General features: G+C 59.0%; 10 protein-coding genes, 1 tRNA gene and 1 pseudogene. 3 read left to right on the top strand and 9 right to left on the bottom strand.

All coding sequences use genetic code 11. From position 1 onward, the window contains the following. Positions 1-119: 119 nt before the first annotated feature. From SM766_RS18455 to SM766_RS18445, 3 genes and pseudogenes are all read left to right on the top strand, one after another. Positions 120-473 (top strand): annotated as a pseudogene (locus SM766_RS18455) (integrase core domain-containing protein); the annotation flags it as partial. Between the two features lie 31 nt (positions 474-504). Further along, positions 505-714 carry a hypothetical protein gene (locus tag SM766_RS18450; protein WP_368948731.1) on the top strand — a complete coding sequence of 70 codons (210 nt, stop codon included), beginning with the start codon at positions 505-507 and terminating at the stop codon, positions 712-714. Further along, positions 711-1,085, top strand: coding sequence for an HNH endonuclease (locus tag SM766_RS18445; protein WP_368948730.1), 375 nt, complete (start codon positions 711-713; stop codon positions 1,083-1,085). The genes SM766_RS18450 and SM766_RS18445 overlap by 4 nt, the downstream gene beginning before the upstream one ends. Before the next feature lie 186 nt (positions 1,086-1,271). Here SM766_RS18445 and SM766_RS18440 read toward each other — a convergent pair. From SM766_RS18440 to SM766_RS18400, 9 genes are all read right to left on the bottom strand, one after another. Beyond that, positions 1,272-1,346, bottom strand: a tRNA-Gln gene (locus SM766_RS18440). 106 nt (positions 1,347-1,452) lie between these two features. Continuing rightward, the gene (locus tag SM766_RS18435; RefSeq protein ID WP_368948728.1) at positions 1,453-2,457 is read right to left on the bottom strand and encodes an NADPH:quinone reductase; all 1,005 of its coding nucleotides are present in this window, start codon (positions 2,455-2,457) and stop codon (positions 1,453-1,455) included. A gap of 200 nt (positions 2,458-2,657) precedes the next feature. Beyond that, positions 2,658-4,325 (bottom strand): transcriptional regulator, encoded by a 1,668-nt coding sequence (locus SM766_RS18430; protein WP_368948727.1) that lies wholly within the window; start codon positions 4,323-4,325, stop codon positions 2,658-2,660. Between the two features lie 292 nt (positions 4,326-4,617). After that, positions 4,618-5,478: an MBL fold metallo-hydrolase gene (locus SM766_RS18425; protein WP_237028386.1), complete on the bottom strand. Its 861-nt coding sequence runs from the start codon at positions 5,476-5,478 to the stop codon at positions 4,618-4,620. A 284-nt stretch (positions 5,479-5,762) separates the two neighbouring features. Next, positions 5,763-6,923 carry an ABC transporter substrate-binding protein gene (locus SM766_RS18420; RefSeq protein WP_368948726.1) on the bottom strand — a complete coding sequence of 387 codons (1,161 nt, stop codon included), beginning with the start codon at positions 6,921-6,923 and terminating at the stop codon, positions 5,763-5,765. Positions 6,924-6,970: 47 nt separating this feature from the next. Continuing rightward, a complete protein-coding gene (locus SM766_RS18415; RefSeq protein ID WP_368948725.1) occupies positions 6,971-8,860 on the bottom strand; it encodes an AMP-dependent synthetase/ligase in 1,890 nt (629 codons plus the stop codon). Between the two features lie 17 nt (positions 8,861-8,877). Beyond that, positions 8,878-9,651 carry an ABC transporter ATP-binding protein gene (locus SM766_RS18410; protein WP_065272845.1) on the bottom strand — a complete coding sequence of 258 codons (774 nt, stop codon included), beginning with the start codon at positions 9,649-9,651 and terminating at the stop codon, positions 8,878-8,880. Continuing rightward, positions 9,651-10,418: an ABC transporter ATP-binding protein gene (locus tag SM766_RS18405; protein ID WP_065272844.1), complete on the bottom strand. Its 768-nt coding sequence runs from the start codon at positions 10,416-10,418 to the stop codon at positions 9,651-9,653. Before SM766_RS18405 ends, SM766_RS18410 begins: the two co-directional genes overlap by 1 nt. Then, positions 10,415-11,500 (bottom strand): branched-chain amino acid ABC transporter permease, encoded by a 1,086-nt coding sequence (locus SM766_RS18400; protein WP_065272843.1) that lies wholly within the window; start codon positions 11,498-11,500, stop codon positions 10,415-10,417. Before SM766_RS18400 ends, SM766_RS18405 begins: the two co-directional genes overlap by 4 nt. Positions 11,501-11,502 lie beyond the last annotated feature (2 nt).

Genomic DNA, 11,502 nt, shown 5'->3' with positions numbered 1-11,502 from the left:
TGTGGTTTACGCAAAACCACTGTTGAGACCTGAGACCCGGTTATGGCCACCCGCTGCGCTATTTTGGGGCTGCGCGCGTGGCCATAACCTCTCAGCGGCGCTTCTTCCCGACGTGCTACGGCACGGAATTCACCAGCCAGGCAATCCTGAAGTGGGCCGACAGGAACGGCGTGAATTGGCATTACATCGACCCAGGAAAACCGCAGCAGAATGCCTTTATCGAGTCATTCAACGGCAGCCTGCGGGACGAGCTTCTCAATGAAGAGCTGTTCGACACCCTGGACGATGCCCGTCGAAAGCTGGCGCTGTGGCGCTACGATTACAACAACGTCAGGCCGCACTCTTCGCTGGAGAACAGAACGCCAAAGCAAGCGCGGCAGGCGCTTGAGCTATTTGAGGGCTCCGCGCCTGCCGCGCTTGCCAAACCCGAAACCGACGACTACCAAAATCAAACCCGCAGACTCTCGTCATGAGCGAGGGACCAGCGGGGGGCAGGTCACAAACATGAACCAAACCAAGCATCTCATGGATGACCTCGAATGGGAGAAAACCAAGGTCAAATGGGGTGGCAAAGACTTTTCGCGAGCGATCTGGGTCAAGCCTGGCTACTGGATCGAGCGTGGGAAGATCTATGGGCCTGACTTCGAGCCGGTGCGCGTCAGCGACTATCTCGACGGCAACGGTCCATTCGGAGAAGTGGAGATCATCGAATGAAGGATGTGTACTTCGAGCTTCAAGACGATAGCGAGCTTTGGCTGCTGGACGTCATCAACAATCACTACGAGGAGGCCCTTGCGAGGGCCAACTCCCTCCTAGCGCAGACGGTGGAGGATGAGAACGGGTGCTGGGTAAAAGCCACTCAGGGACGGCCCAAGATGCGGTTCCGGGGGCGGCAGGTGGCGGCGGCGAGGTTCGTCTACTGCGTCGTCAACGGGGCGGTTCTCGACGAGAGGACGATGGTTCGCCATCGCTGCGGGAACGAGCTGTGCTGTCGTCCTGAGCATCTGGTTGAGGGGTCGGCGGCAGACAACAAGCGCGACGACTGGGATCACTGGGCAAACGGTGTGGACTACGACCTGCTCTAACCTGTGGCGATGGCCTCCAGCGGCTAACTGGGGGCCTACCGCTCCACCCTGAACACCCGACGCAAACCATGGGCAACCGCCCTCGTCAGCGACCAGCCAGCGAGCCAACCGACTGGGGCCGAAACCGGGGCGATCTGGGGCCTATGAAACCCGTCGTATGCTTGTTTTCTTAAGGAAAAGGACCGATGGCTGGGGTGGTAGGATTCGAACCTACGATACACGGTACCAAAAACCGCTGCCTTACCACTTGGCTACACCCCATCGGTGAGGCGCTGTCTAAAGTTAGTTGCGGGGGGGTGCAAGAGGGTTTTTGAAAAAATCTGACATCCTTTTTCCAACACCACAGACGCCCCCCCCTTCTCGCCCCTTATTTCATTGGATTTTCAGAAGTTTGCAGCAAAATCACGCCTTTGCGATCACCATCCTCAACGGCTTCATGCGCTGCGGCGGCCTCGGCCAGAGGAAAGATTTTCGCCACGGGAACCGACAGGGCCTCAGCCTCCAGGGCGCGATTCAAACGGGCGATCGCCGCCTCGCGTTGGGTCGGCGTCAGCAGGTAGACCAGAGCCATCTCCAACGTGACCGCCTTGAACATCAGCGGATAGAAGGGCAAGGCGGGTTGCATCGCCTTTGCCGAGCCATAAGCCGTGATCCGGCCGTTCGGGGCGATCACTGCCGCGTCCACCTCGGCGTTGGCGCCAAACTCCACCTCGACGATCAGATTGACGAGCTGGCCGTGATTTGCGGCGATGATCTGGTCGCTGAGGTCCGTAGCGTTGTAATCCAGCACCGCGTCGGCCCCGGCCGCCAGAACACGGTCTCGCGCAGCTGCGGAACAGGTCGCGATCACCCGCGCACCGCCCCATTTGGCCAATTGTACAGCCAGAAGACCTACGGTCCCTGCCCCGCCCTGCACCAGAACGGTTTTGCCGGAAACCTCGCCACCGGAGAACACGGTATGACAGGCGGTCAGCCCCGGAATGCCAAGCGCGGCACCGGTTTCAAAATCGACCGTGTCAGACATGGGCACCGCCTGCTCCTGCGGCAGGCAGATCTCGCTTGCGGCGGTGCCATAGGCGCGCTGCCACTGACCGTTCCAGATCCAGACCCGCTGCCCGACCCGCGCCGGATCCACGCCTTCGCCGACTTCGGTGATGACGCCCGCGCCATCGCTATGAGGAATGATTGCGGGAAAGGGCAGTTCGGTGACACCCGCCCGTGCTCCGGCCCGCGCTTTGACATCGGAAGGATTGACGCCGGAATAGGCCAGCGCGACGCGTACCTCGCCAGAGGCAAGTTCGGGTGCTGGCAGGGTTTCAAGGGACAGGACCTCTTGGGCAGGTCCGAAGGCGCGGTAAACGACGGCTTTCATGATGGGGCTCCATTTTCTGTGTCAGCCCGGAACGACGTCGGCCCGGACCTTTGACAGACAAGGAGCCTCAAGACGGCCACAGACACAAGGCGGTTCCCACAAAAGCGCCGCCCCGATGAACAGAGACCCACAGATTTGCCGGGTGGCAGGCAGCAAGCGCCTCCTCTCGCTTCAGCGTGGTGCTCTGGATCAGAGAAGTATCAGTCCGGGACACCCGCCATTTTCAGCGCATGCCCCCATTCCTCTCCGGCGGGTCCTGCCGCAAGCGGCGTGTAGTTGTGATACCGGCTCATATTGAACATTGGCGCGGCCTTCAGAAGATCCTGAACCGTATCGCGGGCTTCAGAGGTGCGCCCCGACATCTGCAAAGCAATGGCCTTGGTCCCCAGACTGGTCGGATAGGAGGCATTTGCCTCAAGCGACCGGTCCGCAAGCTCAATCGCACGCCCATAATTTCGCGCGGTCAGGTTCGCGACTGCGGATTCCGCGTCGAAATAATAGCGTTGCGGCCCCAGTGGGGACAGCCGCCGCGCAGCATCAGTCAGTTGTACCGCCTCGTCCGGGCGGTCCTGATAGGCCCGGGTGGTACCTTTGAGCAGCAGGGCCAAGGCTTCGTTTGGATTGTCCTTCAAAGCCAGATCATAGGAAGTCTGCGCCAGATCGAAATGGAACAGCAGATGGCTGGAAATCACGCCCTTCAGCGTATGCGCCAACGAGAAAGACGGATCCGCGCTGAGCGCCGAGGTCGCAAGCTGTTCCGCAAGATGGATATCAAGCTGTCGATCGTTGGAAAAACCCTTCTGGATCCGCAGTACATGCCAGAACCCCATCCATGTCAGAGCAAGCGGATGCTGCGGGGCCCGGCTCAGCAGCACGTTCAAAATTTCACGTGCCTTTTCAAAGGAAGCGGGGTTCATGTCCTGCATCAGGGAAATCGCGCCCATTAACAGCGTGTGCCCCTCCAGCCCTGCCAGCGGCTTAAAGCCGATAAGGCGGATCGATTCGCCCACAACCGTTTGACCGATTTGGCGCGTGGCATCTCTCAGGGCCGCGCTTTGTCCCGCCATCAGGTCCGACAACGGCCCCTGGAAGCTGCGCGACCATATCACCTTTTCGCGCACCGCATCGTGCAACTCGATATCCGCATTCATCATCTGCCCGCGCACATGCACCACACCAGACACCAAATAGTTCACCCCAGCCACCTGCGAGACCTCGATCGGGCGGATCCGGTTCGGGTCGAATTGCCGCGAGGCCAGATAAGATGTCACGGTAAAAGCCTGACTGCGTGCAAGGCAGCGAGACAGTTCTTCGGACAGCAATGAGCCCAAGGGCGAGGTGTCCTCGCCCGGGGTGTGTTGCACGAAGGGCAAGACCGCGATCGGAGGCAGAAGATCATTATACTGCATCCGACCGGTTTGCCCGATTTGCCCAGCGCCACCGGTGGGCTGCCCTGTCTGCTTTGCCTCGAAGTCCGCGCGCATCTGGGCCAGCCAGCTTTCGAACCGGGTCTCATGCGGCAGTTCGAAACCCTCCATGAACTCGGCCTGATCCTCGGGCTCAATGAACTCCACCCGTGACAGGTCCAGAGTAACGCGTTCCCGGTTAGCTGTGATCGCCTGGGCCGCTTCCGGTCCCAGATGGCGTTTTAGCGTCGATAATGCCGTCCTCAGGCTGGCCTTTGCTTGTTCAGGTTGAGCAAGGCTCCACAAAGTGTGTTCCAAAAATGCTCTTGTTCGGATACCCGATGCTGAGGTCGCCAAAAGGGCCATCAAGGCCTGATGCTTGGCCCCTAGGGGTACGCTGCTGCCATCCGACAGAAATACACCGAACGCGCCGAACTGATTCAACTTGATCAAATTACACATTAATCCACCTAATCGACCGTGATCGCAGGATCAAATTACAACAATGCGACGCAAAGATGTAGTGAAAAATCACCTTTTCAAATAAATAAAGATAATTGAATTGAAATTTACATGTATCAAGTTTCTTTAAACACGCATAGGAATAGTAACGGAATGAATTGCCGCCAGGCCAATAAGCTGGATTTTCCGAAAAAATTCGGATTTTCCGCCTTTAACCGCGCCCCAGACGACGCTGGGCGCGGCTTCTCTTAAAAACATAGTTTAACTTAGGCCAAATTTACAAGGAGGCAAGTTACAACGGGATAAACCGGTAACCGTCCCCCTTGCGCGCGACCTGACCCAAACCACCCTCTGGTAGATGGTAGCCAATCACCCGCGTCTGCTCGTGAGCCAACTGATCCAGCAAGCTCATGCGGGCGGCAGCGGCCATGGCTGCATCCTGGTCGGATCCCACGTGCCAATCGGGCCTTTCAAAGCTCACGTGGGAATTGCCGATGGCATCGCCAAGCACCATCACGCTCTCGCTGCCGGACCTGAGTTCAAAGGACATATGGCCCGGCGTATGACCATAGGTCGCCCGCGCCGCGACACCGGGCAGGATTTCTTCGCCATCGCGGAACCGGGTGATCTGGTCCTCCAGGATCTCCATCCGCCGAAGCGCCCCGGCGGCCATGGTAGCGCGGGCCTCGCCGATCGTGTCAATGGTGCTGGGGTCGAACCAGAAATCCCATTCCTGCTGTCCGATGAAATGTTCGGCATTGGCAAACAAAGGATCATCGAAATCGTCCAGAACGCCCCACAGGTGATCCGGGTGGCAATGGGTGAACACCACATGGGTGACGTCCTCGGGGGATACGCCTGCCGCCTCCAGCGCGGCGGGCAGTTGCCCCGCGCTGGCCTGGAAGGCCGGGCCGGAACCGGCATCGAACAGCACGACGCGGTCGCCTTGACGCATCAGCGTGACGTTCAGCGGAGGTTCCATCGGATCCTGGGCAACGCCGTGCCGTGTCAGGATGGGCATCAGCTGCTCTGGCGACTGCTCGGGAAACAGGAACCCCTGAGGCAGCACAAGGTTGCCATCAGACAGGGTTTGAAGGGACATATCGCCAATCATCAGCTGATCGCCGCCCGAGGCTGCAGCAGCCGATGCCATACCAGCAGCAGATCCTGCCAACGCCATACTGGCCCCTGCCCCTGCCCCTTGCAGAAATTCTCTTCTGTTCACACCCATTGCACCTGCCTCCCAATAATGCATCTGCGCAAATATCCGGCCGCCATGGCACAGTTATATTCACGTACGCGAATTTATATAATTTGGGGTTTGGCAATGTAAAGCCGGGCGCAGAACACCGGGCAAATACAGACGCGGCTGACAAACAGAAAACCGGCGCGGGTCACCCCGCACCGGTTCATATCAGAATAACTAAAGAGCGCGCGTTACTGGCGGCTCAGTTCTTTCCATTTGCCATCTTCGACAACCGAGATCACGATATCGTCCGCACCACGGTGATCATCAGCCGCATAGGTGATCTTGCTATCGGTCAGCTCATCATAGAAATTGAGGCTCTCCATCCCCTTGATAAAGCTTTCCTGCGTCAGATCCTGCCCCGCGGCCTCAAGCGCGCGAATGACCGTATCCGCTGCGGAATACCCCAGCATGGCAAAGCCACCGGCCGGCTGACCGAACTTTTCCTCATAGGCCTTCATGAATTCGGCCGGCACCGGATCTTCGGCGCGGGCGATCAGGCTGACCCAGCCAGCCGCCGCGTAAAGACCATCGGTCACACCACCAGGAACGGCAGCAACCACATCAAGGAACCCGGCCGACGTGTTGAGGAATTTCACATCGGTCCAGCCCAGTTTCTTGGCGGTGCCGACAACGGTGATGCCCTGCCGCACGCCCAGCGCCAGTGTCACCACGTCACAGCCAGCGGACTTCAGCTTTGTGAGCGAGCCGACAAAATCCAGCTCATCCGGCTTGTGCGAGGTTTCCGCCGCATAGGTCAGGCCCAGCTCTTTGCTTACATCCTCGGTGCTTTCCTGAATTTCCTTGCCGAAATCCGACGGGATATACATCGAGCAGACTTCCTTGGCCTCGAATTCACCGGCCAGATATTTCACGCCCACCTGCACCTGATCGTAGTAGCTGGAGAAGCCGATGAATTTGTTGTGCATCGGGTCCTGAAGCATCTGACGCGCGGCGGACAGCGGGCTGATGTTCGGAATGCCCTTGGGGTCCAGCAGCTTGAAGCCAGCCACGTTCATCGGTGTGCCCAGCGACAGAAGCATGGCAAAGGCCTTGTCGCGGTTCAGCAGCTTGTTGTAGCCCTGCATCGCGCGCGGGATCTGATAGCCGTTGTCCTCGACGACGAACTTGATCTGGCGACCATGCACACCGCCTGCGGCGTTAATTTCATCAAAGCGCAGGTTGGCGCCATTGACCGCCGGCACGCCCACCGCAGCAAAGATACCGCTGAGGTCATTGACCGAGCCGATTACGACTTCGCTGTCCGTAACCCCCTGGGTGTCGGCCTGAACAGCCGTGGCCCCGGCAAGGGCTACAGCCGCCATCGTCAGCGCAGATGTCAGTTTTTTCATTTTCGCTTCCTCCCTAAATAACTGTCCGGCGTTCCTTGTCGCCGCCGCTAGTACATGTCGTCGATTAGTGCCTTGTGCTTCTTCTCCACAAAACTGCGTTTCAGTTTCATCGTTGCGGTCAACTCGTCGTCCTCGGCCGTCAGAAGAACGTTGATCAGGCGGAAATCCTTGATCTGTTCGACCCGTGCAAAGTCCCGGTTCACAGCTTCGACCTCTGCTCCGATCAGCTGTACCACCTCCTCCGCGGCACAGAGCGATGCAAAGTCGCTAAAGGGTATCTTGCGGTCCTGCGCGAATTTCTCAACATTTTCCTGATCGATCATGATCAGACAGGTGAGATATTTGCGCCCGTCCCCGATCACCACCGCATCCGAGATATAGTGGCTGAACTTCAACCGGCTTTCGATTTCGGCCGGGGTGATGTTCTTGCCGCCTGCGGTGATGATGATGTCCTTGATCCGGCCGGTGATGGTCAGATTGCCCTTGTCATCCAGCCTGCCGACATCACCCGTGCGCAGCCAGCCATCGGTGGTAAAGGTCTCGGCGGTCTTTTCATTGTTGCGCCAGTAACCCTGGAAGTTGTTGAGCCCCTTGGTCTGGATCTCCCCGTCTTCCGCGATACGTACCTCGACCCCCGGCACCGCGTGCCCCACCGTTCCCGGCGCGTTGGTGTCGAAAGTGTTGATGGTGGACAGGCCGGCGTTCTCGGTCATGCCGTAGCCTTCGATCAGCGGCACACCGATGGACCAGTACCATTCCAATAGCTCGGGTGAGATCGGCGCGGCGCCGGTTCCGCCGCGGCGCATCTTGTCCATGCCCAGCATCCGGCGCAGATTGCGCAGAACAGCAAAATCCCAGAAGGCATAAGACGCCGCCACGCCCGAAGGGACGGGTTTTCCGTACATCACGTATTGCGCCCGCTTGCGCCCGGCCTTGACCGCCTGATGGAAGGCCATACGGCCAATCGGCGTGGCTTCCTGCGCCAGAACCAGGACCCGGGAGTAGATCTTTTCCCAGACCCGCGGCACCGCGAAAAAGGTCGCCGGAGAGACCTCCTGCATATTGTCGAACACGGTTTCCGGGCTTTCGGCGAAGTTCACCGTGCTGGAAGCGGCGAGCGGGAAATAGACCGACACGTTGCGTTCAAGGATGTGGCACAGCGGCAGAAAACACAGCTGATCGTCTGTCTTGTAGACTTCCAGCGCCCGCGCCCCTGCCTCGGTCGAGGCAAGGATGTTCTCATTGCTGAGCATAGCGCCTTTGGGCATGCCCGTGGTGCCCGATGTATAGATCAGAAGCGCAGTGTCCTCGGGCTGGGATTTGGAAATTTCAGCCTCGAAGGTGCCGGGATGGCGCGCTTCATAGGCTTTACCCAGCTCGTACAGATCCTCGATGAAGAGGCATTTTTCATGATCCAGATCATGCAGCCCTTCGCGTTCATAGATGATGACCTTGGCCAGCCCCGGAACCTGATCGGCGATCTCAAGGTATTTGTCGAGCTGTTCGTCGTTTTCGACAAACAGGAACCGGCTGTCGCTGTCATTGACCAGATAGGCCAGCTGCGAGGCGGAATCCGTGGTGTAGACGCCAGAGGCAATCCCGCCGACACCCTGGATACCCAGGTCGGAGTAAAGCCATTCGCGCCGGTCCTCACTTAAGATCGACACCACCTCGCCGCGTTTCAGACCCAGCGACATCAGGCCAAGGCCAATCCATTTCGCGTGATCCCAGTAATCGTTCCAGGAAAAGGCCTTCCAGATGCCCATATCCTTTTCGCGGTGAGCAGTTCGGTCACCCAGCGCCTGACAACGCAGCTGAAACAGTTTCACGATGGTGTCACAGCCGTCCACCAACACAGGGCGCTGGCCCGGCTCTGCGTTGAACGAAACGCCGTTGAGAACCACCTGCGGGTGTGCGGTCTGTCCAAGGTTTTGCATGTTCATCCCTTCCCCCCTCATCGCCACGTCTTCTTGCGTTTCCAGCGTTTCTCTCCGCGCTGGCCTTCTTCCTGGTGGCCCAAATAAAAGGCCTGGATGTCCTCGGACTGCATCAGGCGGTCGGCGGTGCCGTCCATCACGATACGGCCGATCTCCATCACATAGCCCACATCCGCCAGTTCCAGCGCGATGCGGGCGTTCTGTTCCACCAGCATCATGGTCACGTGTTCCTCGGCGTTGAGCCGCCGCAGAATGGCAAAGATCTCCTGCACCAGAAGCGGCGACAGGCCGAGGCTGGGTTCATCCAGCAGCATGATCTTGGGCCGCAGCATCAGCCCACGCCCGATCGCCAGCATCTGCTGCTGGCCGCCGGACAGCGTCCCGGCCTCCTGGTCGCGCCGTTCGGCGAGGATCGGGAAATAGTCGAACACCATCTCCCGGTCCTTTTCGATCTCGGCCCTGTCCGACCGGGTGTAAGCGCCAAGGCTCAGATTTTCATTCACCGTCAGCAGCGGGAAGACCTCGCGGCCTTCGGGCACGTGTACGATGCCCTGACTGACGATCTTGTGCGGCTCCTGCCCCTGAATCGGTTTGCCATCGAACAGCACTTCGCCCTTTTCAGGATCCATGATGCCCGAGATCGTTTTCAGGAGGGTGGATTTCCCGGCGCCATTGGCACCCAGAACGGTGACGATCTGCCCCTTGTCCACCTTCAGCGACACGCCCCGGATTGCCATGATCGGCCCGTAAAAGCTCTCGAGGTTCTTGATTTCCAGCAAAGGCTCTCCCATCAGACAGCCCCCGCGCCAAGATAGGCCTCGATCACGGCCGGGTTCGACTGCACCTCAGCCGGGGTGCCTTCGGCCAGCTTGGCCCCATCCGCCAGCGCCAGAACGCGGTCGGACACGCCAGAGACCAGCCCCATGTCATGTTCCACCATCAATACGGTGATCCCCATCTGTTTGCGGATATCATCAATCCACCAACGCATGTCCTGCGTTTCCTCAACCGAAAGTCCCGAGGCAGGTTCATCCAGCAACAAGAGCCGCGGCCCCGAGGCCAACGCCCGGCCCAGTTCGACCACCTTGCGCACGCCATATGGCAGGCCAGCGATCATCTTGTTCCGGTAGGGCTGCAGGTCGAGGAAATCGATCACCTCCTCCACGGCCTCGCGGTGGCGGTGCTCTTCGCGGCGCACACGCGGGGCAAAGAACAGCTCTTCGATCAGCGTGGACTTGCGGTGGCGGTGCCGCCCCACAAGAAGGTTCTGCAATACCGTCGCGTGATCAAAGAGTTCAATGTTCTGAAAGGTCCGCGCAATGCCAAGATCCGCCACCTCGTCCGGTTTGCGATCCAGCAGGTTCTGCCCGTCGAAGGTGAAAGAGCCCGCATAGGGTTCGTAGAACCGCGAAATCAGGTTGAACACGGTCGACTTCCCTGCCCCGTTCGGGCCGACGATGGCATAGACCTCGCCTTCCTCGACCGAAAAGGACAGATCGTTCACAGCCACAACGCCACCGAATTTCAGCGTTGCATTCTTGATCTCCAAAAGGCTCATCTCAAACGCTCCGTCTTCAGGTAGGTTTTCTGGCGACGGAACATGTCCTTGCGCGCAAAGGGGAACAATTCGAACCAGGTCCGTATCTTCAGCCAGCGACCGTAGATGCCCATGGGTTCGAACAGGATGAACAGGATCAGGATCATGCCGAAGACGCCGGTTTCCAGCCCCGGGATGGCGACGCCGCCACCGATCACGCTGTCTTTGAGGATCGAAAGACCCTGCGGCAGGAAGGCAACCACAACCGCGCCGAAGAAGGCCCCGTGAATGGAGCCGAGGCCGCCAATCACGATCATCATCAGCAGGGTGATCGAAATCACGATCGAAAAGGTCTCGTTGTTGAAGGTTCCCGCATAGTATCCCATCAGCGCACCAGCCCAGCCGGTGATCATGCAAGACAGGCCAAAGGCGGTCGCCTTGGTGCGTGCAATGTGAACGCCCATAGCAGTCGCCGAGACCTCACTGTCACGCACCGCAGCAAAGGCACGGCCCAAAGGCGAGCGCAGCAGGTTGCGGTAGAACAGTGTGCAGATGATGGTGACGACAAGCACCAGATAGTAGAACCGGGTCGGCATCGACCAGCGTTCAATCTCGAACCCGAAAATGGTGATCATGTCCGGGAACTTGCCCGACACGCCGCCAGTCCAGGGCTCCAGAAGGACGATAATGTCATCGGCAAGGATCGACAGGGCAATGGTCGCAATCGCCAGATAGATCCCGTGCAGCCGCAGGGCCGGAATGGCGATCACGGCGCCGACGATCCCGGTGATGACCCCGGCCAGCGGGAAAGCCAGAATGAACGGCAGCCCCTGTTCGATCAGGATCGTGTTGGTGTAGCAGCCGATGGCCAGAAACGCCGCATGGCCAAGGCTGGCCTGACCGGTCTGACCGGTCAGCAGCATCAGACCCAGACCGGCAATCGCCCAGATCAGCACGTTGGTGACTTCGCCAATATAGAACTCGTTGATCAGGAACGGCAGGCCAAAGGCAATCAGGATCAGAAGGCCATAAACGCAGGCCGTCCACATGTCGGGGAACAGGCGGATATCCTGCTCATAGGTGGTTTTGAAATGAATGCGCATGG

Origin of the sequence: Pseudophaeobacter sp. A-200-2 (assembly GCF_041008815.1) — a bacterium.
Taxonomy (GTDB): Bacteria; Pseudomonadota; Alphaproteobacteria; order Rhodobacterales; family Rhodobacteraceae; genus Phycobacter; species Phycobacter gallaeciensis_A.
The sequence above is the reverse complement of the archived record's forward strand: the minus strand, read 5'-3'. Positions and strand labels throughout refer to the sequence as shown.

Bases quoted from the DNA above. Each gene is read 5' to 3' on its own strand.
- SM766_RS18450 (WP_368948731.1), top strand. From the start codon at position 505: ATGAACCAAACCAAGCATCTCATGGATGACCTCGAATGGGAGAAAACC.
- SM766_RS18445 (WP_368948730.1), top strand. From the start codon at position 711: ATGAAGGATGTGTACTTCGAGCTTCAAGACGATAGCGAGCTTTGGCTG.
- SM766_RS18435 (WP_368948728.1), bottom strand. From the start codon at position 2,457: ATGAAAGCCGTCGTTTACCGCGCCTTCGGACCTGCCCAAGAGGTCCTG.
- SM766_RS18430 (WP_368948727.1), bottom strand. From the start codon at position 4,325: ATGTGTAATTTGATCAAGTTGAATCAGTTCGGCGCGTTCGGTGTATTT.
- SM766_RS18425 (WP_237028386.1), bottom strand. From the start codon at position 5,478: ATGGCATCGGCTGCTGCAGCCTCGGGCGGCGATCAGCTGATGATTGGC.
- SM766_RS18420 (WP_368948726.1), bottom strand. From the start codon at position 6,923: ATGAAAAAACTGACATCTGCGCTGACGATGGCGGCTGTAGCCCTTGCC.
- SM766_RS18415 (WP_368948725.1), bottom strand. From the start codon at position 8,860: ATGCAAAACCTTGGACAGACCGCACACCCGCAGGTGGTTCTCAACGGC.
- SM766_RS18410 (WP_065272845.1), bottom strand. From the start codon at position 9,651: ATGGGAGAGCCTTTGCTGGAAATCAAGAACCTCGAGAGCTTTTACGGG.
- SM766_RS18405 (WP_065272844.1), bottom strand. From the start codon at position 10,418: ATGAGCCTTTTGGAGATCAAGAATGCAACGCTGAAATTCGGTGGCGTT.
- SM766_RS18400 (WP_065272843.1), bottom strand. From the start codon at position 11,500: ATGCGCATTCATTTCAAAACCACCTATGAGCAGGATATCCGCCTGTTC.